The organism is Vibrio sp. RW (genome assembly GCF_027587105.1).
GTDB lineage: Bacteria > Pseudomonadota > Gammaproteobacteria > Enterobacterales > Vibrionaceae > Vibrio > Vibrio toranzoniae.
In genome coordinates this window covers 96879-122556 of the sequence record NZ_JAPPTM010000005.1, presented here as the reverse complement: position 1 = coordinate 122556, position 25678 = coordinate 96879, and the positions used below count along the sequence as shown (strand labels likewise).

Annotated in this window: 23 protein-coding genes, 1 tRNA gene and 2 pseudogenes; 11 read left to right on the top strand and 15 right to left on the bottom strand. The window is 44.2% G+C overall.

Going from position 1 to position 25678, the window contains the following annotated elements; translation table 11 throughout:
- Positions 1-95 precede the first annotated feature (95 nt).
- The 5 genes from OCT63_RS06350 (at position 96) to OCT63_RS06330 (ending at position 3333) form a co-directional block, all read left to right on the top strand.
- The gene (locus OCT63_RS06350; RefSeq protein ID WP_060467446.1) at positions 96-986 is read left to right on the top strand and encodes a LysR substrate-binding domain-containing protein; all 891 of its coding nucleotides are present in this window, start codon (positions 96-98) and stop codon (positions 984-986) included.
- A 209-nt stretch (positions 987-1195) separates the two neighbouring features.
- On the top strand, positions 1196-1780 hold the full coding sequence (locus tag OCT63_RS06345; RefSeq protein ID WP_269983388.1) for a septation protein A: 585 nt from the start codon (positions 1196-1198) through the stop codon (positions 1778-1780).
- A gap of 267 nt (positions 1781-2047) precedes the next feature.
- Positions 2048-2446: an acyl-CoA thioester hydrolase YciA gene (yciA, locus tag OCT63_RS06340; RefSeq protein WP_017061510.1), complete on the top strand. Its 399-nt coding sequence runs from the start codon at positions 2048-2050 to the stop codon at positions 2444-2446.
- 193 nt (positions 2447-2639) lie between these two features.
- Positions 2640-2936: a YciI family protein gene (locus OCT63_RS06335; protein WP_269983387.1), complete on the top strand. Its 297-nt coding sequence runs from the start codon at positions 2640-2642 to the stop codon at positions 2934-2936.
- A 1-nt stretch (position 2937) separates the two neighbouring features.
- Complete coding sequence (locus OCT63_RS06330) at positions 2938-3333, top strand: GspS/AspS pilotin family protein (RefSeq protein ID WP_269983386.1); 396 nt, start codon at positions 2938-2940, stop codon at positions 3331-3333.
- Positions 3334-3413: 80 nt separating this feature from the next.
- Here the strand turns inward: OCT63_RS06330 and metE are convergent, their stop codons facing one another.
- The gene (gene metE, locus OCT63_RS06325) at positions 3414-5777 is read right to left on the bottom strand and encodes a 5-methyltetrahydropteroyltriglutamate--homocysteine S-methyltransferase (protein ID WP_269983385.1); all 2364 of its coding nucleotides are present in this window, start codon (positions 5775-5777) and stop codon (positions 3414-3416) included.
- Between the two features lie 282 nt (positions 5778-6059).
- On the opposite strand from metE, the gene OCT63_RS06320 reads away from it, so the two are divergent.
- Complete coding sequence (locus OCT63_RS06320; protein WP_060467442.1) at positions 6060-6971, top strand: LysR substrate-binding domain-containing protein; 912 nt, start codon at positions 6060-6062, stop codon at positions 6969-6971.
- Positions 6972-7084: 113 nt separating this feature from the next.
- Here OCT63_RS06320 and OCT63_RS06315 read toward each other — a convergent pair whose 3' ends face one another.
- Together OCT63_RS06315 and OCT63_RS06310 are read right to left on the bottom strand one after the other, a co-directional pair.
- Entirely contained in the window at positions 7085-7285 is a 201-nt protein-coding gene (locus OCT63_RS06315; protein ID WP_017055091.1) for a DUF4250 domain-containing protein, read from the bottom strand.
- A gap of 98 nt (positions 7286-7383) precedes the next feature.
- Positions 7384-8064: a hypothetical protein gene (locus tag OCT63_RS06310; RefSeq protein ID WP_060467441.1), complete on the bottom strand. Its 681-nt coding sequence runs from the start codon at positions 8062-8064 to the stop codon at positions 7384-7386.
- Positions 8065-8299: 235 nt separating this feature from the next.
- Between OCT63_RS06310 and OCT63_RS06305 the strand changes: the two genes are divergently transcribed.
- Positions 8300-10627, top strand: coding sequence for a YgiQ family radical SAM protein (locus OCT63_RS06305; protein WP_269983384.1), 2328 nt, complete (start codon positions 8300-8302; stop codon positions 10625-10627).
- 84 nt (positions 10628-10711) lie between these two features.
- Here OCT63_RS06305 and OCT63_RS06300 read toward each other — a convergent pair whose 3' ends face one another.
- Entirely contained in the window at positions 10712-11095 is a 384-nt protein-coding gene (locus OCT63_RS06300) for a GtrA family protein (protein ID WP_269983383.1), read from the bottom strand.
- Positions 11096-11120: 25 nt separating this feature from the next.
- Positions 11121-11255 (bottom strand): annotated as a pseudogene (locus tag OCT63_RS06295) (glycosyltransferase); the annotation flags it as partial.
- Positions 11256-11258: 3 nt separating this feature from the next.
- Here OCT63_RS06295 and OCT63_RS06290 point away from each other — a divergent pair.
- From OCT63_RS06290 to OCT63_RS06280, 3 genes and pseudogenes are all read left to right on the top strand, one after another.
- A pseudogene (locus OCT63_RS06290) lies at positions 11259-11396 on the top strand (sensor histidine kinase); the annotation flags it as partial.
- A 92-nt stretch (positions 11397-11488) separates the two neighbouring features.
- Positions 11489-12418, top strand: coding sequence for a pyridoxal-phosphate dependent enzyme (locus OCT63_RS06285; RefSeq protein WP_161685916.1), 930 nt, complete (start codon positions 11489-11491; stop codon positions 12416-12418).
- Between the two features lie 212 nt (positions 12419-12630).
- Complete coding sequence (locus OCT63_RS06280) at positions 12631-13368, top strand: dienelactone hydrolase family protein (protein WP_161685918.1); 738 nt, start codon at positions 12631-12633, stop codon at positions 13366-13368.
- A gap of 78 nt (positions 13369-13446) precedes the next feature.
- Here OCT63_RS06280 and OCT63_RS06275 read toward each other — a convergent pair whose 3' ends face one another.
- The 5 genes from OCT63_RS06275 to OCT63_RS06255 all read right to left on the bottom strand — a co-directional run bounded on the left by OCT63_RS06275 (position 13447) and on the right by OCT63_RS06255 (position 19499).
- Positions 13447-14700, bottom strand: a complete 1254-nt coding sequence (locus OCT63_RS06275) for a D-amino acid dehydrogenase (RefSeq protein WP_161685920.1) — start codon at positions 14698-14700, stop codon at positions 13447-13449.
- A gap of 226 nt (positions 14701-14926) precedes the next feature.
- Positions 14927-15853, bottom strand: a complete 927-nt coding sequence (locus tag OCT63_RS06270) for a LysR family transcriptional regulator (RefSeq protein WP_161685922.1) — start codon at positions 15851-15853, stop codon at positions 14927-14929.
- A 207-nt stretch (positions 15854-16060) separates the two neighbouring features.
- A tRNA-Ser gene (locus OCT63_RS06265) sits at positions 16061-16151 on the bottom strand.
- Positions 16152-16314: 163 nt separating this feature from the next.
- Positions 16315-16764, bottom strand: coding sequence for an L-alanine exporter AlaE (locus OCT63_RS06260; protein WP_060467431.1), 450 nt, complete (start codon positions 16762-16764; stop codon positions 16315-16317).
- A gap of 248 nt (positions 16765-17012) precedes the next feature.
- On the bottom strand, positions 17013-19499 hold the full coding sequence (locus tag OCT63_RS06255; protein ID WP_443088544.1) for an ATP-binding protein: 2487 nt from the start codon (positions 19497-19499) through the stop codon (positions 17013-17015).
- A gap of 137 nt (positions 19500-19636) precedes the next feature.
- On the opposite strand from OCT63_RS06255, the gene OCT63_RS06250 reads away from it, so the two are divergent.
- On the top strand, positions 19637-20206 hold the full coding sequence (locus OCT63_RS06250; RefSeq protein WP_161685926.1) for a UPF0149 family protein: 570 nt from the start codon (positions 19637-19639) through the stop codon (positions 20204-20206).
- 115 nt (positions 20207-20321) lie between these two features.
- Here the strand turns inward: OCT63_RS06250 and OCT63_RS06245 are convergent, their stop codons facing one another.
- From OCT63_RS06245 to tolB, 5 genes are all read right to left on the bottom strand, one after another.
- A complete protein-coding gene (locus tag OCT63_RS06245) occupies positions 20322-21353 on the bottom strand; it encodes a potassium channel protein (protein WP_269983381.1) in 1032 nt (343 codons plus the stop codon).
- A gap of 179 nt (positions 21354-21532) precedes the next feature.
- Entirely contained in the window at positions 21533-22594 is a 1062-nt protein-coding gene (nadA, locus tag OCT63_RS06240) for a quinolinate synthase NadA (RefSeq protein ID WP_269983380.1), read from the bottom strand.
- Between the two features lie 243 nt (positions 22595-22837).
- Positions 22838-23626, bottom strand: a complete 789-nt coding sequence (ybgF, locus tag OCT63_RS06235) for a tol-pal system protein YbgF (protein ID WP_269983379.1) — start codon at positions 23624-23626, stop codon at positions 22838-22840.
- A 33-nt stretch (positions 23627-23659) separates the two neighbouring features.
- Positions 23660-24202: a peptidoglycan-associated lipoprotein Pal gene (gene pal, locus OCT63_RS06230; protein ID WP_060467425.1), complete on the bottom strand. Its 543-nt coding sequence runs from the start codon at positions 24200-24202 to the stop codon at positions 23660-23662.
- A gap of 111 nt (positions 24203-24313) precedes the next feature.
- Positions 24314-25666, bottom strand: a complete 1353-nt coding sequence (tolB, locus tag OCT63_RS06225; RefSeq protein WP_161748704.1) for a Tol-Pal system beta propeller repeat protein TolB — start codon at positions 25664-25666, stop codon at positions 24314-24316.
- Positions 25667-25678: the final 12 nt, after the last annotated feature.

The following is a 25678-nucleotide window of genomic DNA, read 5'->3' as shown; positions in this document are numbered from 1 at the left end:
TTGATGATTAAGTATTTATATTCAAACAGAACACTATTGATAAATGAATCGAAATAATCACATAATAGCCATGATAAAAAATCATAGGTAAAGAGATGAATCGTACCCTTCCCTCAACCAAAACCTTGCTCGCATTCTTATCCACCGCAAGGCACCTCAATTTTACTCGAGCGGCACATGAACTCAATGTCACACAAGGAGCAGTGAGTCGTCAGGTGTTATCGTTCGAAGAAAGTCTTGGCTGTGATCTCTTCTATCGCCATGCTCGTGGTTTGTCATTAACGCCTAAAGGGGAAGAACTGGTTCCTCTCATTCAAGGGACCATTCAGCAACTGCAATCGGCACTTAATCAAATTGCCACTTCACCCTCTAAGATCAAACTCAACGCGCCAAGTTGTATTACTTCTTGGTTGCTACCTAAGTTAATGTCGTTTCAACAGGCTTACCCAGAGATTGATGTTGAGCTTACATCGACCATCAAGCACGTTTTTGAGCCAAGCTTTGACCCCTTCGATGCAGTGATTACCTATGGCAAGAAACCCAACCAACAATCGATTGTTAGCCAACTGCTGTTCAACGAGCAACTCGCCCCCATCTGCCAAGCACAGAGTATTGTGCCGAGCCATCGGATAAACAGCACTTCGACTGTTATCAAGCCACACAAACTTGCTCAGTACACTTGGTTACACGCCAACAATGAGCAAAGTGATTGGCGACTTTGGTTGGAGCATATAGGGAGCCTCGACCTTGCAAGCAAGAACAACCAACAATTTGCCACGCTCGATCAAGCCATGAATGCGGCCATTCAAGGGTTTGGGATTGCAATAGGCGATATCACACTCGCTCAGCAAGATATCGATTTGGGTCGATTGGTGAAAGTGAGTGAAGACAGTGTCTTTTCCGGAAATGGTTACTTTTTAATTCAACCTAAGAATCGTCAGAATGCGTCACTATCGACTTTGGTGGATTGGCTCGTTGATAAATGAGCAAGATCTAGAGAACACCTTAGATAGTCTGAAAAGTGAAGGCTATTTAGAAGACACAAAGAAGTTCATTCATCGCTATCAAACATCGCCGATGAATTGATTGGCCGATCAAAGTAATTAGTTTTGAGCCAATTGCCTTGGGCTATTTAGCATCGGAGTAATTTTAGTTAGACTGTTTGCAACTCAACTAACTGGATATTCAGTGCCACATGAAACAAATTCTTGATTTCATACCCCTCATCATTTTCTTTGCGCTGTATAAGATGTACGACATTTATACAGCGACTGGTGCTTTGATCGTTGCATCTGCTGTTCAAATTGTTTTGACGTACTTGATCTACAAGAAAGTAGAGAAAATGCAGATCATCACGTTTCTAATGGTTGCCGTATTTGGTGGCATGACTATCTTCTTGCACGACGACAACTTCATTAAATGGAAAGTGACCATCGTTTATGCGCTGTTCGCTATCGGCCTGACCGTCAGTCACCTTATGGGTAAATCGGCTATTAAAGGTATGTTAGGTAAAGAGATCACACTGCCTGAGCCTGTATGGGGCAAGATCAACTGGGCTTGGGCCCTGTTCTTCACTTTGTGTGCGATTCTCAATGTTTACGTTGCCTTCAACCTGCCGTTGGATATTTGGGTTAACTTCAAGGTGTTTGGTCTGCTCATCGCGACCTTGTTGTTCACATTACTGACAGGTATATATATTTATAAGCACTTGCCAAAAGACCAGCATCTACAAAAAGACCAGCAGAAAGAGCTAACGGATAAAAATACCGACGAGAAGTAACCCTAAGGGATGAGTCCTCACTCCCTTTTTGATACACTTCTTATCAATATGCTATTTAACAGTGGCCAATGATACTCGTGATCATTGGCCACTGGCTTTTTTGTGTTGCGGAAACTGGTCAAAATAAAGCCTATTATTTAATGACAATCTCACTAAATTAGCGGTCATCTGGTTTCTTGTTGTTCATTGCACTCATTTACCAATGTGCTTAACCAGTCAACACATCAGTTTTTATTTAAGATAATCAATACCACCAAGAGTACTACAATGACGATTCAATCAACTTTGAACCCTATTGGTTCTTTACTTCTTCGCACATTAGCGATGCCCTCTGATACCAATGCAGCGGGTCAGATCTTCGGTGGTTGGATAATGTCTCAGCTCGACCTAGCGGGCGGCATACTGGCGAAAGAGATCTCAAACGGAAAAATAGTCACCGTGTCAGTATCAAGCATTGAATTCAAACAGCCTGTATCGGTTGGCGATGTCGTGTGTGTTTATGGTGACTGCACTAAGATTGGCCGTAGCTCGATGAATATCGACCTAGAAGTATGGGTTAAGCCTGTCCTTGATCACGGCATCGGTGACCGTTACAAAGTCTGTGGCGCGACCTTCAACTACGTGGCAGTTGATGAAAGTGGCAAGCCTCGCCCTATCAACAAGTAGTACTTTTCGCTAAGTCATTAATGTGAATGGTCTTTAGTTTCAGTAAATGGTTTAGCTAAAGGCCATACTGCTCTCTCGCACCATTTCACAATTTCTTATGATTCCCCCTTCCAATACCCATTAGTTCGCGTAAATTAGCAAGATAGCGAATTTAAATGCCCCAATTCAGTGAAGTAAAATAAGGATATCCAATATGTGGTACGTGATTTTTTCTCAAGACGTCGAAAACTCATTAAAAAAACGCCTAAGTGTTCGCCCACAACATCTAGAACGCCTACAAACACTTCACGATGAAGGCCGACTTTTGACAGCAGGTCCAATGCCAGCGATTGATTCAGATAACCCTGGTGAAGCGGGTTTCACTGGTTCTACTGTGATTGCTGAGTTTAACTCTTTAGAAGACGCACAGGCATGGGCTGACGCAGACCCGTACATTGATGCTGGTGTCTACCAAAATGTCATCGTAAAACCATTCAAGAAAGTATTTTAACGTGAAAAAATGGATTATTGGCTCACTAGCAATGGCTTTGCTTACAGGCTGTGCTTCAAGTGAGCAAGACCAACAAAGACAACTCGAGATGATGGCGCAGCACCGTGCTGGCGTGTTATCTGCTGGCCTGCCGATTGAGTATGGTCCACTGTCAGTTATGCGTGTACTGGCAAAAAACACCGTTATCGAGATCATGATGATCTACAACCAAGATGCTAAAGGTGCGAAACCTTTGAACCAAGTTGTAGACATGAGTGTGAACAGCTACTGCACCAACTCTGAAGTCAGAGCAAACCTCGACATGGGTTTGGCTTACAACATCAAGATTCGCAACACTCGCGGACAACTGATGGTTGAAAAGCTGATCAGTAAAGAGACGTGTCAGAGCAGCAGCTAGATTCGAACAAGCATAAAACCAGAAGGCCTCGCATTTGCGAGGCCTTTGTTTTTGGGGAGTCACCTTAATTTTATCTATGCTTAAGCTTCAACAGCTTCCCACTCTTTGCGCAGTGCCTTAGTCGCCGAAACTAAGTTAGTCAGCGCCGCTTCTGTCTCTACCCAGTTACGCGTCTTAAGACCACAATCTGGGTTTGCCCACAAACGTTCTGCCGGGATTTTCTCTGCCGCCTTCTTCAGCAAATCAACAATCCACTCTTCTGATGGAATGTTTGGTGAGTGAATATCGTAAACACCGGGGCCAATCGCATTCGGGTAATTGAACTCTTCAAACGCTTTGAGCAGTTCCATGTTCGAGCGAGAGGTTTCAATGGTAATCACATCGGCGTCCAACGCGGCCACTGAATCAATGATCTCATTGAATTCGCTGTAACACATGTGCGTATGAATCTGAGTTTCTGGTTTAGCACTCGCCGCTGAAATCTTAAAGGCGTCCACTGCCCACTCTAAGTATTCGGCATGGTCGCGTTTTTTCAGAGGCAAACCTTCACGAATCGCAGGTTCATCAATCTGGATAATGTTGATTCCTGCATCTTGTAGATCAGACACTTCATCACGCAAAGCAAACGCTAGCTGATTCGTGATTTCTTTACGCGAGATATCTTCACGCGGGAATGTCCAGCACAAGATTGTCACAGGGCCTGTCAGCATGCCTTTCATTTGCTTCGTAGTCAGAGACTGGGCGTAGGTCGACCATTCCACCGTCATCGGTTTCTCACGTTCAATGTCCGCGACTACAATCGCAGGCTTCACGCAGCGCGAGCCATAGCTCTGCACCCAGCCAAACTTAGTGGTTTGAAAGCCTGCTAGGTTTTCGGCAAAGTATTCCACCATGTCGTTACGTTCAGCTTCACCATGAACCAGTACATCCAAATCAAGTGCTTCTTGTCGTTTCACCGCATCCGCAATATGACCTTTCAACGCGGTGTTGTATTCCGCTTCACTCAGTTTGCCAGTGCGGTAAGCACTGCGCTGAACACGGATCTCACCGGTTTGTGGGAACGAACCTATGGTGGTGGTTGGTAACAACGGTAAACCAAGAACTTCAGACTGATGTGCGGCGCGCTCGGCATAAGGAGCACTTCGCTCCGTTAGGGTTTTGGTAATGGTGTTAATACGAGCCTGTACCTGCGGCTTGTTCACATGGGTCGCACTCTTGCGGGCAACAATCGGTTGACTGTAAGTCTCACACGCTAAAATGGCATTTTGATCGCCGTCTAGCGCCGCCCCCAGTAAGCTAACCTCTGTGACTTTCTGTTTCGCGAAAGCAAACCAACTCTTCACTTCTTCGCTGAGTGTATCCTCTAACTCAAGGTCAACCGGGCTGTGCAGCAATGAACATGAACTTGCGACCCAAAGCTTATCACCTAATTTCTCTTTCACAGGTTGCAGTTTCTCTAGCTGAGTAGCTAAGTCTGCTCGCCAAACATTACGTCCGTTGATTGCACCCGCTGAAAACACCCAATCTTCAGGTAGCTTACCCACCACTTCATCGAGTTGCTGCGGTGCGGCAGCCAAGTCGATGTGTAAACCGTTAACTGGTAGCTCTACGATTTTATCTAACGTATCAGTCACCGAATCAAAGTAGGTGGTAAGTAATAACTTCACATCGCCTTGAATCACTTGATACGCCAACTTGAATGACTCTACCCATGGCTTTTCAAGTTCCAAAGAAAGGATTGGTTCATCGATTTGAACCCACTCAACGCCCAACTTAGCGAGTTTTGCCAGAATAGTTTGATAAGCAGTAAGCAGACGCGGAAGTAAGGTTAAACGGTCAAAATATTCTTCTACTTCTTTGCCGAGGTATAAATACGACAATGGCCCGAGAAGGACAGGCTTAACCTTGTGCCCAGCTTGAATTGCTTCATTCACTTCATCAAACAGTTGTGGCCAGCTCACTTCAAACGAATCGTCCTTACTGAACTCGGGCACAATGTAGTGATAGTTAGTATTGAACCACTTGGTCATGTCAGATGCCGCAGCACCACCTTTGGCGCTTTCTGAACCATGTTTCCCGCCGCAACAAGTTGGCTGCTTTTGAGATTGTATTTGTGTTTGAGATTGCCCGCGACCAACGCGGAACAAGGTATCTAAGTCTGGGAAGGCTTTTTCATCTTCTAATCCACCAGCGTGACGTTTTGGCACATGACCTAACAGCAAAGTCGTTGTTAACACATGGTCGTACCATGCAAAGTCACCCGCAGTTGCAAAGCTTAGATTCGCGTCGGCTTGTACATTCCAGTTACGATTTCTCAGTTCGCTGCCGAGCTGCTTAAGTTCTGATTGGTCAATCTCGCCACGCCAGTACTTCTCTAGTGTGAATTTCAGTTCGCGTTTTTCACCGATGCGTGGGTAGCCAAGAATATGCGTTGTCGTAGTCATGAACCTGTTCCTTATTCAATAATTATTAGTATCTGTTCAGATTGCCTATCGTGATTTTCACCCTCACAAAAAAGGCGTCTGGATGGCTAAACTATCTACCCAATCTGAACAATGAACAACGTCCAAATATTCATCTTGTTTATTAATAATTTTCATCTTGATTAACCTAAAAGTGAAAAATACAAATCCATCTGGACATCTAGACGTTTACAAAAGTTCAAAAACACCGTAGGGTGATTATTAAGAAATATTGAATTGGCTTAGGGAATATGAGGAATACTCATGATAGAGCTTAAACACCTTCGAACATTGACCACCTTGAGAGACAGCGGCTCGCTTACAGCCACTGCAACTTCTCTTCATCTGACTCAGTCGGCGCTTTCTCATCAATTGAAAGACCTTGAGGCTCGTATTGGCGGTCAGCTTTTCCTGCGTAAAACTAGGCCCGTAAAATTCACCTCTGAGGGTGAGATCTTGCTTAAGCTCGCCGATGAGATACAACCAAGAATTGCTAAAGCAGAGAACGAACTCGCAAGCCTAAAAGAGGATGTGAATGGTCGTTTGCACATGGCGATCGAGTGTCACTCATGCTTCCAATGGTTAATGCCCGCTTTGAAGGAATACCAAGTTGCTTGGCCAAGCGTAACGCTCGATTTTTCATCAGGCTTTGGTTTTGAACCTCTACCCGCATTAATGGCCGGTGAATTAGACTTGGTGATCACCTCAGACATTCAACCGCGTTCAGAGGTTCACTACGAGCCACTTTTCGATTTCGAGATGCGTTTGATCACGGCTATTAATTCACCTTTAGCAGAGAAGCCAAGCATCGACCCACAAGATCTTAGTAATGTGACAATGCTTTCCTATCCCGTTCAAAAGCAACGTCTCGATGTAGTGAAACACTTTTTGCAACCGGCAGGTGTAGAGCCGAAGAAATGGAAACAGGCAGATAACACATTAATGTTGGTGCAAATGGTATCTGCTGGTCTAGGGGTCGCAGCCTTACCAAACTGGGCGATCAGTGAATTTTCAAGACAAGGTTTAATCGCTAGTAAACCATTGGGCGACGGCTTATCGCGACGACTGTTTGCTGCGGTAAGAAACTCAGAAAAAGACAAACGCTATCTACAAGCTTTCTTTAGCACAGCAAGACAGCAAAGTAAGAGTCACCTTGATGGTATTGAAGTCGTTTAAGATCCATACATGATGATGTGATTCAAGCCAGCACTATAAGGAAGAAACAAAAAAAGGTCACAGATTCGTTCTGTGACTTTTAAATGGTGTCGATTCATGAGCTAATTTATGACTTATCTCGAATAAGACTTAAACTGGTTAGTCAGTGGGTCGTATTGATAGCCAAGCATATCCAGCTTACCCACAACACTTTCTGTATCCATTTCATACATACTGATCAGCTCTTCAAAACTATCGCACTCTAAACGAAGTTTCTCATTCACAATTCCGAGCAAAATAATGCTATCAAGACTTTTGACGTTGCTTAAATCCATCCCGTACTCCTTACCAACATACCGACTAAAGTTAAGTTTAGAACGCTTACCAAGGTCACGCTAAAAAACAGATCACACTTCTTAAATCAGATGAATGGTTACAGTGCCCAAACTGGCGTTAAACCAACAGCTGCCGCTAATAACATCAACAATGAAACCGTAAGCTGAAGCTTTTCAGGTGTCTTAACGAACAGTAAATGCCAACACCAAACCACGATGGAAGAGATAAGCAAAGCAAAGCTAAACAACAAGGTTGAAATAACAGGTTCTAGTTGCGCTTCAGACAGTGAATAAACGTTAATCACGGTCGCCAATACCACTAGCATGCCACTTAATACGCCCACAACAGGCAGAACGCGGTGAAATGCTTGTAAGCGCGTTCTTGCGATAGTCAGCAATAAATGTCCGAAAGAAGCACCCAGTAAAGCCACCAGCACCACAGTCGTAATAATACCAACTGGATTTACCTGTTCGCTTGCTTGGATAGCAACGTATGACAGCGCCAAACCACACGCAAGATACATCACCCAGATAGGGCCTGAGTCACGTGTCTTCTTAGTTTGAACTTGAGAATAGAAGTAAAAGATAGCGAATACGATCAGAAACGCTTCAATTCTCAATGAAGCAACAGCCAGCCAAAGCACGCCAATCGCAGGTAACATCTTGTGAATACGGCCACGTTGACCAGGGCAAATATCGCCCTTCACTAAGATTAACGTTAAAATCAGTTGGGCTCCCAGTAGCATGGGTGCAAATTGTACTAATAATGATTCAACCATTGTGGATCTACTTATTCAGACTTATTTTCGCGAATAATATCAAAAACTGCTGCGAACACTAATCAAAATAACAAATTAGCCACTCTACTTAACGCTTCAACTATGCTGAGGTGTAGCTCTTGTGTCTTATTTCACCAAAATGACTAAAGACACTAGAATTAACAAGGGCATGTTCTACTGGCTACTCTAGTCTCATGCCGCTATAATTCCCGCCTCAAAAATCAGAGGTTGAAATATGTACAGCAATATCACTCCTATTCACGAACACAAAAAATACTGGGCCGAGTGCTACGGAACCGCACCCTTTTTGCCTACCAGTAGAAAGGAGATGGATGCTCTTGGATGGGATAGCTGTGACATTATTATTGTAACGGGCGACGCTTATGTCGATCACCCAAGCTTTGGTATGGCTATCATTGGCCGTTTGCTTGAAGCTCAAGGCTTCCGCGTGGGCATTATTGCCCAACCTAAGTGGGACAATAAAGATGCCTTCATGGAACTGGGTAAACCTAACCTATTCTTCGGCATCACAGCGGGTAACATGGACTCCATGATCAACCGCTACACCTCTGATCGCAAATTACGTCACGATGATGCTTACACGCCAAACAACGAAGGTGGCAAGCGTCCTGACCGTGCAACTCTGGTTTACTCCCAACGCTGTCGCGAAGCTTACAAAGGCACGCCAATCGTTCTTGGTGGTATCGAAGCAAGTTTACGCCGTGTTGCGCACTACGATTACTGGTCGGATAAAGTCCGTCGATCTGTATTGTTTGATGCAAAAGCTGACATTCTTCTTTTTGGTAACGCTGAGCGTGCGCTAGTTGAAGTAGCACACCGCATTGCTGACGGCGAAGACATGTCAACTCTGACGAATATTCGTGGTACGGCAATCAATATTGCAGCAGCCCCTGAAGGCTTCAAAATCATCGACTCTTCTCGTATCGAAAAGCCGAACAAAGCTTACGTGCCGGTAAACCCGTACGAAGTGGAAACGCAATGTGATACCAAGAAAGACGAAAAAGTGGAAGAAGTAAAGGCACAACCCATTGCTATTCGCCCTTCTCGTCACGATGCAAAAACAACTGCTGTTCGTATCCCTGCATTCGAAAAGCTAAACAACGACCGTATTCTCTACGCTCACGCGAGCCGTATTTTACACCTGGAAACAAACCCGTATTCAGGTCGTGCTTTGATTCAACGTCACGGAGACCGTGAACTTTGGGTTAACCAAGCACCAATTCCATTGACGACTGAAGAGATGGATTACGTGTTTGGCCTTGCCTACAAGCGTGTTCCTCACCCTATGTATGGCAAAGCGAAGATTCCTGCTTACGATATGATCAAAACCTCTGTGAACATCATGCGCGGTTGTTTTGGTGGTTGTTCTTTCTGTTCAATCACAGAGCACGAGGGTCGCATCATTCAGAACCGTTCGAAAGAATCTATTTTGGATGAGATCGAAGACATTAAAGATAAAGTACCAGGCTTTACTGGTACTATTTCTGACTTGGGTGGCCCAACGGCGAACATGTACCGTTTAGGTTGTTCAGATCCGAAAGCGGAAATTAACTGTCGTCGCCCATCATGTGTGTTCCCAAAAATCTGTGAGAAGCTAAACACAGACCACCAGCACACCATTGACCTGTACCGCTCAGCGAGAAAAGTTCCGGGCATTAAGAAAGTAATGGTCGCATCAGGCGTTCGTTATGACCTTGCGATTGAATCTCCAGAATACGTGCGTGAGCTTGTGACTCATCACGTAGGTGGTTACTTGAAGATTGCTCCCGAGCATACTGAAAAAGGCCCTCTGGATCTGATGATGAAACCGGGCATGGGCACTTACGATCGTTTCAAAGAGATGTTCGAAAAGTACAGCGCTGAAGCCGGTAAGAAACAATATCTAATTCCTTACTTCATCTCAGCTCACCCGGGCACAGAAGATGAAGACATGCTTAACCTTGCGTTGTGGCTGAAAAAGCATAACTACGAGTGTGACCAAGTACAGAACTTTTACCCATCGCCAATGTGTAATGCAACGTCGATGTACTACTCAGAGACTAACCCTCTGAAGCGCGTGAAATATAAGAAACGTGAAGATGTGCCTGTGCCTAAAGGTGACCGTCAACGTCGTCTGCATAAAGCATTGCTTCGTTACCACGATCCAGAGAACTGGAAGATAATCCGCGAAGCACTAATCGATATGGGTAAGAAACACCTTATCGGTGACAAGCCTGGCTGTTTGATTCCGGAAGAAGATTTTGATGCACAAACACCTGCACAACGTCGTAAGTCTGGTCGTCATGGCTCACAGCGTTTTGCAACTAAGCACAGCAAATCTCAACCGGGTTTAGGCGGCGAGAAGCCACGCAACCACTCCAAATCTGGTAGCAATAAGCCTGGTGGTAAAAAGCCTACTGGTAACGGCAACGGTAGCCAAGGGAACGCTAACCAAAGCAATGGCAGCGGAAGCGGCAAACCAAACCGCAACAAAGCCGGTAATGGTCAAAGTGGCAAACCTGCTGGTAACGGAAAGAGTCGTCAACGCGCTACACAACGCTAATATTGTGAGCCGATACACTTCGTAAGAATAAAAGACAAAGCGCAGTTATTTAGCTGCGCTTTTTTGTGTCTGCTACTAGGGAGCTTAACGGGTGAAGACCCAATACCAACTAAACAGATAGTTCGTCACCATACCGACCAAAATACCAACGGCCATCGCGATAAACACAGCGCCAGCAAATATTGGCAGTAATTCCGTCATCAACTTGAAGCACGATAGATTCGGTACTGCCGATATCGACGCTGAGAACATAAACTTTTGCCACTGAATCAGCTTTTCAGACCAACGACCCAGCCCTTTGAACCCGAAAGTCAGCACACGATTACCAAACCAAGTTGTCGTTGCAGCCGCAATGAAAGACCCAATTCTCGCCGTCATTAAAGGCAAACCAACCATGTAATGCAGCAAGGCAAACACCGTACAATCAACAACAAACCCACCAACACCAGCCACAGCAAACCGAACCATCTTGTGAGGTGCGTTCGGTTCAGGCTCATGCTGACTCCTCTAATTTAAAGTGTGTTTTTAATGAAGGTGTATCGACCACAGATTGGATCAGATACAAAGGGCGATTTTTGGTTTCGATGAAAATACGACCTATGTACTCCCCCATCAAACCAATACTCAAAGAGTATTGATTGTCGATGACTTGTGTCAGTGTTTTGATTGGGACTTTGAATTGTTCAATCGCAGATGTGGTGGATGCACAGCCAAGATCACTTTTCAAGCCGATTCATCTGCATCAATATCGAACGAAAACTTGATTTAGTTGGTTTACAGTCGCCTCTGGCTACTAGATACTCGTCCGTCCTATTTGATTTAAAAATGCTGGCTCTTTAGTCTGCATTTTATTTAAGTGCGATGAAACTAAATAATAGCCCTGTAACTCAGCATCAATTTAACGACCACACCTTTTTCTTAAAGCGTGACGATCAGCTTCACTCACACTTTTGCGGCAACAAAGCCCGCAAGTTCATGAAGCTGCTGGAAGACGAACACCCAGAGACCACAACCTTGATCAGCTTTGGTTCTGCGCAGGCTAACTCTCTGTTCTCACTCGCAGCACTGGCAAAGATCAAAGGTTGGACGCTTGAGTTTTATGTCGATCATCTCCCTCAGTGGCTACTAGAACGCCCAATAGGTAATTACCGTGGTGCAGTAGACCTTGGCGCGAAGGTGATTTCAGTTAAAGAGACAGGCTCTGAACTTCATCCACAAGCGTATATTGAGCAAGTCAGACAACCTGACTCCCACTGCATTGTATTACCTGAGGGTGGACGCTCTCAGCTTGCTGAGTATGGTGTTAAGCAACTGGCGATGGAGATACTGAGCTGGACTCGCTTCGAAAACCAACACGATTTTGTGGTCGCACTCCCTGCTGGGACAGGCAGCACTGCTCTCTATCTTCATAAGCATTTAAAGCTACACAACATCCCTGTATTAACCTGCGCTTGTGTCGGTGGCAGTGACTATCTGACGCAACAATTTAATGAGCTTGGTGAGTCCGATCATCCACAGATCTTATCGCTTGAAACCAAACACCACTTTGGAAAGTTGTATCAACAGGACTATCAAACTTGGTTGGATCTGCAAGAGCAAACCGACATCGAGTTTGACCTGCTTTACGACCCATTGATGTGGCAATGCTTAGAACAATGGCAACAAGATAACCCAACCAAAACCATTATCTACATTCACCAAGGTGGCATCTTAGGTAACGAATCGATGTTGCCACGCTATCAGCGAAAATATCCGGATATGTGCCTTAGCACGACCAACGCTTCCTGGTAATTGCATCCCGTCACACCTAGCTCTGGATATGCAAATTTCCGTAATCTAAGAACACCGTCAAACAGCCATCACACTTCATCGTGATGGCTGTTTGAGCATTCCCCCTTCATCTTGCACCTCTACACTTCAAATTAGAAACAGAAATCTGGCGAGAATCATCGTGTTATCTATACTTTCGATTGGAACGTCATTGTCATCTAAAGGAATAACGCATGCGAAAACTCACTACACTCGGCCTGTTTTCAGTTTTACTACCCTTTTCAGCAATTTCTGGAGAAAACGTTACTTACCAAGTCGACGGGATGGACTACGAAGGTTATTGGAGTGAAGCCAGTGACCAAGCGCCTCTGGTGCTGCTAATACACGATTGGGATGGCTTAACGGATTACGAAAAGAAGCGTTCTGAGATGCTCAACGAACTCGGTTACAACGTGTTCGCCATCGACCTATTTGGTAAAGGCATTCGCCCAACCGAAGTGAAAGACAAAAAACAACACACAGGCGAGCTGTACAAGGACCGAGAGAAAATGCGTGCGCTGCTCAACGCTGGAGCCATGGAAGCGAAAAGACTTGGGGGCAACTTAGATAATAACGTGATGATAGGATACTGCTTTGGCGGAGCTGCTGTATTGGAAGCGGCTCGTGCTGGGATTCCTTCGAAGGCTTATGTCACCTTCCATGGCGGTTTATCAACACCAAAAGGCCAAGACTACTCGCAGACTAAAGCTCCGGTTGTCGTGTTCCACGGAACGGCTGATGCCATGATTTCAATGCAAGATTTTGGCAACCTTGCCACTGAACTTGAAACGACCAAAGTTCCACATGAAATGATCACCTATAGTGGCGCTCCCCATGCGTTTACCGTGTTCGGCTCTAATAATTACCAAAATGAAGCTGACCAAAAATCGTGGGAAAGATTCACCCATGTGTTAGAAACCACTACCCGATAAGCCGTAACACTTAAACCAAATCAGCCCATGCTTAATAATAAACATGGGCTAATTCGTATGACCAAGTCTTTTGATGAACTACATGTAACGATGGATACTTAAGTCGTCTGCTTTTATATCGCAATCCGAGCCACTGACCACACTCGCTAATAGCTTTCCTGAACCACATGCCATCGTCCAACCCAACGTCCCGTGACCAGTATTGGTAAACAGATTCTTAATTGGCGTCTTTCCGATGATAGGCGTGCCATCTGGCGTCATTGGTCGTAGTCCTGTCCAATAATCTGCCTTAGAAAAATCCCCCGCTTGTGGGAAAAGGTCTTTGATCACCATATCAATCGTAGCTTTGCGTTTTTCTGGAATCAGGTAATTGAAACCAGCAAGCTCTGCCGTCCCTGCAATACGAATTCGGTCGTCGAAACGAGTCATCGCTACCTTGTAGGTTTCATCCATAACCGTTGAGGTCGGTGACTTATCTGCACTCACGATCGGCAGTGTCAGGGAGTAGCCCTTCACGGGATATACAGGAATCGATAAATCCACTTGCTTGAGCAGTTCACGAGAATAGCTTCCCGAAGCCACCACATAAGCGTCCGCTTTGAATTCACCTTGAGTTGTCGTAATGCTTTTTATGGTTTGGTTCTGATGATTCAAACTCACCACTTCAGTATCAAACACGAACTGAACGCCAAGCGCCTTGGCTTTCTCAGTTAAGGCTAAACAGAACTGATGGCAATCACCCGTTTCATCATGAGGTAAGTATAAGCCGCCCACCAGCTTGTCTTTCACATCAGCTAAACCCGGTTCCACTGAAAGGCACTGCTCAACACCAAACAGCGAGTGCTCGATTCCACTCTCTTTTAGCAGCTTCATATCCTGCTGAATTGCGTCCAGTTGCTTCTCGCTTCTGAATACTTGCAAGGTGCCTTTCTGCCTGCCCTCGTAAGCCAAGTCTTCACTGGTTCTTAGATGAGTGAGACAGTCTCGGCTATAGTTTGCCACTCTTAACATGCGTGACTTATTCACGGCGTATCTAGCTTCATTGCAATTGGCGAGCATCTTAGTCGCCCAAGAAACTAATTCAGGGGAAAGTGACGGCTTCACTTTCAAGGGAGCATGCTCTTGAGTGAGCCACTTCATCGCTTTCAAAGGAATCCCCGGCGCCGCCCATGGTGATGAATAACCGTAAGAAATTTGCCCGGCGTTAGCAAAACTCGTTTCCTTGCCACTTGCATCCTGTCGGTCAATAACCGTAACAGTGTGACCCTCTTTCGCCAGATACCAAGCACTGGTTAACCCAATTACACCACTGCCAATTACAATTACTTCCATTCTCTTCCCCTAATGCCCAGCAAAAGCTCAATCGGCTAAACACTGTTTTTAATTCAAATATTATTTTCGTTAATAATTTGTAACTTATTCGGCAGGCGTTGATTTAACAATAGAGGATCCGTTGATAAAAAGTCAATTCAACTTAGAAACGAATTTGGAAGTTTGGAACTGTGATATTGGAGGTATTTAGAAGCTTGGGAGGAGTCGTTACATAAATCTATGATGCCTAAAGATTGTAGGCATCATGGCTCAAGAACGTTGCATTTTCGAGCAAAAAACCTAACAATGTTTCGGCTTGAAGCGTAAGTGCTCGGCCTTTTAAAGATTGAACCTTCACGGTTGCTTTCGAAAGCATTTCTAGCTCAGTCGCGACCACTTCAATTTGACCTGATTTGATTTCATCAATCACGGTAAGCTTAGGCATAAAAGTCACACCTAGGCCTGCGGAAACGAAGTTAGTAAGTGCCGTTACCGAGTTAGTTTGAAGCTTTGGTTGTAAAGTAAGATGGGATACCTGCTCAGCGTGTTTTACCAGCCTTCCCATTCCTGTCGAGTTATCGATTAGCGCGAGAGAAACATCTTTAATATCCCGCAGTGTTACAGGAGCTTCTTTACTGGTAAGGAAGTGCCCTTTAGGTACGATGAGTTCCAGTGGGTGGCTACGTTCAACATGCGAATGCAACTTCGGGTGTGGAGCAGAAGCATAAGTGATTGCAAAATCTATCTGTTGATCTTCAAGCATTTTGACGGCATCAAGAGCTCCCGCAATCTCAATAGAAAGGTTGATATCGGGATAACGAGTCATGAAGGTTTGCATTGGTTTAGCCACCAAGTTGGTAATAAAGCCTTCACCAATAGCAATACTGACGTTACCCCCTTGGAGGTTTTTAAGCTTAGTCAGCCGAGCTAAAACTGCCGCTTCTCCGCGAACGATAGAACGATAATAATTCAATAGTTCATTACCCGCCTCAGTTAACAGTGAGTGGCGGTTATTTCGCTCCCAAAGTTTCATTTCCGCCTGAGCTTCTAGTTGCGTTAGCATCCTACTCATTGCCGCAGGGTCAACGTTCATCATCTTAGATGCCTTTCGAAGCGACCCATATTTGGATAACGCATTTAAATATTCAAGAGCACGGATATTAAAGTGATGCATTCAACTACCTTGTAATTCGATTAACCCTAAACCAAGCGTCTCATAAGTTTGGCATTCAAATATATCCCAATTTATCGAGATCTCGTTTGCGCTTACTAACTTGTGCACCGAGTCACTTCAGACGAAATGTTGAATGTATTGTAAGTTGAGAATTATAGGGGCTCTAGAACGAGAAAACCCCAGCATTTCTGCTAGGGTTTTGAATAGTGGTGGAAGGATGGGGATTTGAACCCCAGATACGCTATAAACGTATACTCGCTTTCCAGGCGAGCGCCTTAAGCCACTCAGCCATCCTTCCACAAGTTTTGTGTTGAGCTTGTCACTCAACGAGGCGCTACTTTATTGATTCTGCTTGCTTTGGTCAAGTGGCATTATCAAAAAAAGTGCCTTTTTCAGTTTGTTCGATTACAAATTAACTCATTAGATCAAAAACAAACCAAGTATCGCTTATTTCACTTTATTCACGCTTGTTGATAATAACCTGGAACTCTAAACCATTTACGGCACATATCTAAGAAATAACCATAAAGTACGCCCATGCCACATGAAATAACCGCGTTGCTAGTAACCGCGGTGACAATCTGGTCAGTTGAAGCGCCTACTGCTAGTAAAATCCCAGCATACACAGGCGATTGGAATAACACGTAAGCCATAAGATCAGCCAAGTTCTTCATCAATGAACTTTGTGAAAGTTTTGCACCATTACGTAAGAACCAATCACGAAATACACCATAAGGCCAAGCAATAGCAATGTTTACCGGAATAGATAACGTTCTTGAAGCAAGAGACTGCTCAAACGTCATAGCGGAAATAAACACTTCTACGATCATGCCAGAGATAAAGCAGAAAACTACCATAGCAAATGTATCCGCAGCTGCATTACGAATACAAAATGGACCACGAGACTTCATTAGAGACAAACCTAAAATATATCACTACTTCATTAGTGATTTAGTAACACATAAGCAAGGCGTATTCTCACCTGGCCAGTTAATATCACTATTAAAACACAACATTAGCAGTCATACATTCCAAATTACAAATCAAGTGGTAAATTAACAACCAAAAACTACTTTAAAAGCAGTCACTTTGACCAAAAAACCACAAGAAGGTTGAAAATTGCGCAATTTAACTTTTACTTCCTGTAATAAAACAACACCTAAGCCATAGGTAGATTTACAGTAATGATATCAATAACATCTTGCGAGGGGCGCGTTCCCGAGAAGACGTACTCTAGAGCTTTATCAATTTGAGATGTAAGTTCTGTATTGTTCATAGGTTCAGCGTGAACACGCAAGCTCTCTAGCGAAAATTGAATCAGCTCTAAGTTGTTGTCTTCTAACGCCACGTACAGTGTCACGAGCAACTCTTCGATGTTGCCTTTGCTTCGTAAATCAGGCTTAGGCAGTGACTCACTTTTACTTTTCCAATCGTGATCTTTTACTTCTTGGCTCTCCGGAGCATGAACTTCTGCTTCATGGAATTGGTAAAGCTTATTCGAATAGCGAAATAACGCATCGTCGAGCTCCCGTTCATCAATTGGTTTAGCTATAATGTAATCCACACCAGCACCGATCATACGTTCGCGAGTCTCTTTGAAGACATCAGCGGTACAACCAAATATTAAGACAGATGAAACATCGCCAATTAGAGCCCGAATAGCCGTTGTTGATTCCACGCCATCCATCACTGGCATATGGTTATCCATCAACACCAAGTCAAAGTGCTCTGTAACGACAGCTTGTATCGCAAGTTCGCCGTTTTCAACGTTCTTACAGGTAAACCCTTTACTACTCATAAAGGTTTCAATGATGACGGTGTTGGTCCTGTTATCCTCAACAATCAACACTTTCAAGCCAGAGTAATCCAATTTTTTATGCGGTAGGCTTTCTATCTCACCAGGTTGGCAAGGCTTAATCTTTAAGCGAACATCAAAGCTAGTGCCAATCCCCTCTTCACTGGTGACCGTGATACTGCCACCCATAAATTGGGCAATTTCCTTCACAATCGCTAAGCCTAGGCCTGTACCACCAAAACGTCTTGTAGTCGTAGATTCTGCTTGCTCGAAAGGTTTGAAGATGCGTTTTTGCGCTTCTTTAGGTATGCCTATTCCGGTATCACGAACTCGAATACTAAGGTAAACATCATTTCCTTCAACAACTTCTTTCAGGTACACCTCAACAAAACCTCTTGAAGTGAACTTCACAGCGTTGTTCAGTAGATTAAACAAGATTTGGCGCAGGCGAGCTTTGTCCGAGAAGTACCAACGGCCAGAAGGCACCTCAGAATACACTTTGAATTGAAGTCCTTTTTCGGAAGACAATGTGTAGTAGACACTGTTGATACTTCCGATGATCGAATCGAGCGGGAAACGGGTTTCATCTAGATCTAATCTGCCCTGCTCGATCTTTGAAAAATCCAATATCTCATTAAGCAAAGTCATCATATGATCCCCAGACTCATACAAACTTTTAAGATGCTTCTCTTGCTCTCTGTTTAAAGGGGTTTTTAGCAGAATTTGGGCGGTTCCTAAAACGCCATTCATTGGAGTTCGGATTTCATGGGATAAGGTCGCAAGGAACGCTGTTTTTGCATTGGTTGAGGCCTGAGCCTTAACCTTTTCCGCTTCGAGATAAATGGTCTTTTCGTTGAAGGTTTTAATCAAGTGGCCGATTTCATCATCACTTGAGTACTCAACATCGATGATCTCACCCGCTTTTGAACCGTCGACCTTAATTGCTATATTGGTAATAGGACTAATCAAGTAACGGTTCAACAAGTAATAACCCGCCATGACACACACGAGCAATAGCGGAACAATACCGCTCTCAATACTCATCACCAGACGAAACACCTCGTCTGCCACCAATAGTTTTGAGTTAACCACTGCGACTTGCCAATCAAAGTCACCAAATTGGTTATTACTAATGTAGACTCCCTCGACAAGATTGAAGTTATGAGAAACCAGAACTTGGTTGAGATTATCTCTTATAGTGATACCAAGGTTATATTCTTCCGCATGGGTTTTAATGAAACCCAATAACTCTTCCAGTGAGAGATCCACTGTCGCAATACCGGCAAAGGTGCCATCGTAATAATAAGGGGAAGACGCCGTAATCATTCGAACGTGTGTGTATGGGTCGATATACACATCGCTCCATGCGATACTTCCCTGCGGCTCATCAACAACAGAAGTGTACCAATATTCTTGATGGTAGGGCGCATTCTTAGGGTTGTTATAAGAAAACAGTTGATCAATCTTGCCATCATCGGCTTTGTTGAAAAAGTAGCTGTTCAGACGTTTATTCGGATCAAGTGCATAAGGTTCTGGCCAAATACCCGCGCTAACGATCGTATCGTCGCTCGCCGCCAAAATTGACTTTAATACCGAAGCAACCTCTGAACCTTTTCGTTGTTTCTGAGCAAAACCGACTAGGCTATCGACAACACCTTTAGAGCTACTGAGTGGCTCTGTAATCAATGCAGATAACAATTCAGCACGTAGGTCTAGGTTTTGTTCTAATTTGGCACGTACAGGAGACTCTACGACGTGGTACGTCACGCTGCCGACAATGGCAATGAACATGGCCAAGTATAACCCGAGCGCTACCATACTGTTTTTCTTAAGAGACGACCGTATCTGCATAATTTTTTGTTATTTTCTTTTTTGTTAAACCTAGTGTTTATCATCAAGGACATCAAGCCTTTTTAGATTGAAGCTTGATTGGCGCAAGTTCATTGGTACTATAAGCGCAAATATGTTCCCTTTTACGGTACCTCACTTTGACTTTACAAGATATTCTTGCGCTTCCAGAGTTGGAAGGAAAGCTAATCACAGAACACAAAACCATAGGATTTGTCACTGCAATGGCAGCGGCACCTAACGTATTACCTCCTCATGAATGGCTTCCGTTCCTTTGGGGTGGTGAAGAAGTCGCTCCTTTTACTGATGGTGAGCAACTTGAAAGCTATATTGAAATTATCATCGCGCTTTGGAACGAAACCCGCCCAGAACTGATTGAAGGCACTTGGGTTTGGCCTGAAGCTTGTCAATTGGATGATGAAGAAGTCGTTAACACAGCTGCTCGTGATTTTTGTGAAGGCTTACTTCAAGGTTGGCAGATTGCTCGTGATGATTGGGAAACATTGATGCCAGAAGACAGCGAAGACAACGCGCTAGTTGGTGGCGTGCTACTTTCACTGAGCATGCTTTACGATCCTGAAACGTCAATCGCGACACTTGCAGAGCAAGGCATTGAAGGTTTAGAGCAGTTCGAAGAGATCTTTAATGCGGTTCCTGTGATGCTGTGCGGTCTAACGCAACGTGGCATTGCATTAGCTGATGCTCAATAACCTAGAGAATATCAATAAGCTCTGAAAAAATAAGCTTAACTCGCTCGACCAAACAATAACAAAAGGCCTCACTTCACTATGAGGCCTTTTTTAGTTCTGAGGGCATATCAATCGTTTAAAAGCCTTTCCAATCGAAGTGATCAATTCGTTCATCTGCAATATAGAACAACTTAGTCCCGCTGTTGACCACTTGGTCTAGATCAGGGTTAAGCTCAATACCACTGCCCGCATCAATCGCAATCAACGTGGCTTGATACTTCTCTTTGAACACCGAAAAAATTGGCGCAACCGTTACAGGTTCAGCCCCCTCAGGGTAATAAGTTGAATATTGTGTCATCCCCCTTGTCGTACTCAACAGCTCTTGGTGAAGCGCACTCGACCCCGGATCTACCGCAGCCTTGGCCAGCATTTCTGCCCCCACCGCCGGAATACATTCTGAGTTAGGGCAATGCTGGTGCAACAAATCACTCAATGCTTCATCTTTAAAGTACACCAGAAGGTGTGCCTTAGGATTTCGGTTCGCGCAGTAAAGCGCCGCAGATAAAGTTATATCGTCTTCAGGATTATCAATGAGAATACAACTGGCCGACTCGATGCCTGTCTTTTCCATCTCTTTGCCATCAGTGTAGCTATTTACTTTAACGAAGTTGATTTCGCCTGGTAACGGGTTCTCAATATCTGAACGAGTACATAGCACAATTGGTCGTTTACCCGTTTCTTCGTGCTGCAACATACGAATGAGGTGAATGGTTCTTTGCTCATTCCATCCAAGTATCAAAATGTGGTTCTCCACTCTAACTCTCCTTTTTCCTAGCAAGCCCGCTCGCCAATATTCAACACCTTCTGTCGCGACCTTGCCGAGTAATGCCGCGAAAAGACTAAGCCCTCCCGGAATCACGAACAGTATAACGATCCATCGCCCTGCATCTGTCGTTGGTGATAAATCACCGTAACCAACCGTCGACGCAGTCACGACTAGATAGTAAGCGAATGTAGTAAACGAACTGGTTAGGTCCGTTTCACCCGCTAGATACAAAGTCGACCACGACAAAAATACGTAACCAAGAAAGGTAAACAGCAAGTTTTTTCCGTTCAAAACAAAGATATTTGCTTTGACCCAGCGTTTGAGTTGTAACCAGATTATCATTCGAGCCTCAAATCTTTTTCTCTTACTTACATGCTAGAAAAAATACGCGATATCAACAAGATGTATCATCAGAAAAAGATACATGACCACAAGATTGATATTCGCAACCTATCTTTAGGTACAAAAAAACCAGCACTACAGGCTGGCTTCCTATTCATAATAACAGCACAATAATGAAATTAAGCGTTGCCTTTCACTTGCACATTAAGCTGTTCAGCGAAATCTAACATGCGGTTCAATGGAATTAGAGACTTAACGCGTAATTCGTCAGAAACGAAAATTTCGTGTTGCTCGCCGCCATTTTCAAGCGCGTTTTCAATCGCTTCAAGGCCATTCATTGCCATCCAAGGGCAGTGTGCGCAGCTACGACAAGTTGCACCAGCCCCGGCTGTCGGCGCTTCAATTAGCTCTTTTTCAGGAACCAATTGTTGCATCTTGAAAAAGATACCTTTATCAGTAGCGACAATCATCTGTGGATGAGGAAGCTCTTTTGCTTTCTTAATCAGTTGGCTTGTTGAACCTACCGCATCAGCCAATTCGACGACGCTTGCTGGCGATTCTGGGTGAACCAAAATAGCCGCTTCTGGGTATACCGACTTCATTTTCTTCAAAGCATCAGCTGAGAACTCATCATGAACGATGCACTCGCCTTGCCAAAGCAACATGTCAGCGCCAGTTTGATTTGCGATGTAAGAACCTAGGTGACGGTCTGGCCCCCAAATGATTGGTTTGCCTTCAGCGTCTAGGCTTTCAACGATTTCTAAAGCGATACTCGACGTAACCACCCAGTCTGCACGAGCTTTAACTGCCGCAGAAGTGTTCGCGTATACAACCACCGTGTGGTCAGGGTGAGCATCACAAAATTCTGTAAACTTGTCAGCTGGACAACCGAGGTCAAGTGAGCATTCCGCTTCCAGCGTTGGCATTAGAATGCGTTTTTCAGGAGTCAGGATTTTAGCAGACTCGCCCATAAAACGAACACCGGCGATGATCAAAGTGCTTGCTGAATGACGGTTACCGAACTTAGCCATTTCTAATGAATCACCAACGAAACCACCAGTTTCTTCTGCCAAAGCCTGAATTTCAGGATCTGTGTAGTAGTGTGCAATTAGAACTGCATCTTTTTCTTGAAGTAGTTTTTTGATGTTTGCGATGTGGGCCTGTTTCTGAGTGTCGCTCAATGGAACTGGCTTAGGCGGAAACGGGTAAACTGTATCGATTTTATCTAGTATATGACTCATTGCTCTTGCTCTACGCAACTTCTTCCGAGAATCAGAGTATTCTACACAGGACAGCGATTGGGATCAAAAAGGATTGGTAGCAAACGTTTACTCGTTAATACTCAAAAAGCATAAACAAGTCTTTATGTTGCTATCACAAAGAGAGTAACTAGAGATCTAACAGTGGCAAGTCGTAACAAGCCACCAGCAACGAACAGAATACAGCGGATATAAACAGAGGTGCGTAAGCACCCCTATTTTGTTTTATAAGTGGGTTTTAGCCACGTTTGCCGAAGCGCTGTTTGGATATTCTGTGACGACTTGTTGGTAATATTTCTTAGCTTGCGTCGCGTTATTGTTGCGCGCTGCTATGTCACCAAGCTTAACCAGTGCATCTGCTCGCTTATTTGAATCTTTGTATGACACAACTGCCGCAAAGCTCTTCACAGCTTCTTTATCTTGCTTCTTAGCGAAATAAAGCTGACCTAACCAGTAATGTGAGTTAGGTGTGAAGGTTGAATCTGGAAAGTCTTTTTGAAACTTCTGGAATGCTGCAATAGCACCCGTGTAGTCTCGTTGCTTTAGAATCATATCTACAGCATTTTGATAAGCGGTTTGCTCATCCACATCAGTACTGAACGTACCAGAAGCATCGTTAGAGCCTTCGCTTACTGCCACTGCTGCCGTTACGGTTCCTGCTGCTTTCACTTGCCCTCTTACCCGATCCAGTTCAATGAACAGTTCGCGTTGACGCTCTAGCATTTGCTTCATATCGTAACTGTTTCGCTCCAGCGCACCTCGAAGTTCACTGATCTCCAGTGACATGTCATCGATTTGCTGCTGCATTTGAAGCTGAACTAGGTTGCGATTTTGAAGCAGGCGCTCTAAACGCTCAATATCTGATTCGTTAGATACAGCCCCTGGTCGAGAGGAAGATGATGAATTGGTTGCGGTGCTATTGAGATCGGATACTGGAGCTGGTGCAGCGAACACGGTGTTCGCTGCACTTGCCAGTAACGAAAGCAAAATAACTCGCTTTGTGTTACTGAACATGAGGCAATTCCTCAATTATATAGCCTACTAAAATTAGTAAACTAGTACTGCGCGACGGTTTTTAGCGTACACATCTTCAGATTGACCTAGAAGAAGTGGCTTCTCTTCACCGTAGCTTACGATAGAAATTTGGTCTGCTTGAACACCTAGAGCTTGTAGGTATTTCGCTACAGCTTGTGCACGACGCTCGCCAAGTGCGATGTTGTACTCAGGAGTACCGCGCTCATCAGCGTGACCTTCGATAGTAACGTTCATGTTAACGTTCTTACTTAGGTAAGCTGCGTGAGCTGCTAGTATTGCTTCGTAGTCGCTAGCGATAGTTGAGTTATCGAATGCGAAGTAGATTGTTTGAGTTTCACGTAGCGCTTGCTCTTTAAGCTCTTGCTCAGACAGTTGACCGTTAGCGTCAATTGGCGTTACAACCGTTGTATCTACGTTGCTTTCTGAACCTGAAGTTGTTTGGTTGCTTTCAGTACCAGATGTTGCAGATGTCGCTTCATCAGTTGAGCTACATGCCGTCACTGCCATTACTGGTAGTGCAATCATCAAGCCTTTAAGAACTTTATTAAGTTGCATCTTATTTTCCTTACGTTATCAAACTTAGTTTCTACAGCGACTAAGTGCTATAGATAGTTAAATGCCACAATAGTTAACACTATCAATAGCTAATAGAATGTATCACTTTAGCTAGAGAAACGGTGACCATGCAGGTGCTCTTACACGTCCGTTGGTTGCCGGTAATCTCGCTTTAAAACGCCCATCAATAGAAACCATCGATAGTACGTTTGTCTTGTTGTAAATAGAGCTATAGATAACCATACCTCCATTCGGTGCAATACTTGGTGATTCATCTAACAATGTTTTTGTTAGTATCTGAACCGCACCAGTTTCCAAATCCTGTTTAGCCAAGTTAAAGCCTGAGTTGCTTCGATTTACCATGATTAGGAATCGTCCATCAGGAGTGATCTGACCACCTAAGTTTTGGCTACCTTGCCAAGTAATACGAGATGTCGAATTATTTGACAAATTTACATTATAAATCTGTGGTTTACCACCACGATCCGATGTGAAAATAAGAGACTTTCCATCTGGATGCCAGAATGGTTCAGTATTATTCGAACGGCCTCGGGTAACTTGAGTCAGCTTACGGCTAGCAAGGTCAAGTGTGTACACCTGAAGGCTGCCTGTTTTCGACAATACCAATGCTAATGTCTTACCATCTGGCGAGAATCTTGGCGCACCATTATGACGAGGATATGAAGTCACCTTCTCACGCTCACCTGTATAAATATTCATAATGAATATTTCAGCTTGGCCATTTTGGAAACTCACATAAGCCAGCTTTTTGCCATCCGGTGACCATGATGGCGACATAAGAGGCTGTTTAGATCGAAGTACCAAACGCTCATTAAAGCCGTCATAATCCGCCACACGAAGCTGATATGGGTACTTATCTTTATCGTTCACTACCACATAAGAAACACGTGTTAAGAACGCGCCTCTTTCACCAGTTAACTCTTCATAAACTAAATCAGAAATACGGTGTGCATACTCTCTCAAGCGTTTACCAGGTACCGTTGCCTTTTTATTAAACAACACATGGTCTTTCGAAAGCACTAATTGACCTTCATCACTTAACGCTCGGCTTTGTCCTTTAGTCAATTGACCACGAACAATGTCGACCAATTGATAATTCACCACATACTGCCCTTCGACATTTTTAGTGATACTACCCGTCAGCAATGAATCAACACCTAGATTGGTCCAAGCATCAAAATCCACCTCAGTTTCACTGTAAGGCGTTTGAGGCATTTTGCTTGTCGGAACGGGGCTAAATTTACCACTGCGCTGTAAGTCAGAAGCAATAACTGCTGATACATCATGTGGCAACGGTTCAGCACCTTCCCAACGAAAAGGGACAATAGCGATCGGTCGTGCAGAGTTAATACCGTCTGTAATAACCAGCTCCAGCGCCGCATGTGCAAACTGGCTGCTTGTCGCTATTACAAAAACACAACTCAGTAATAGTTTTTTTAACACAAGTTTGTCCTT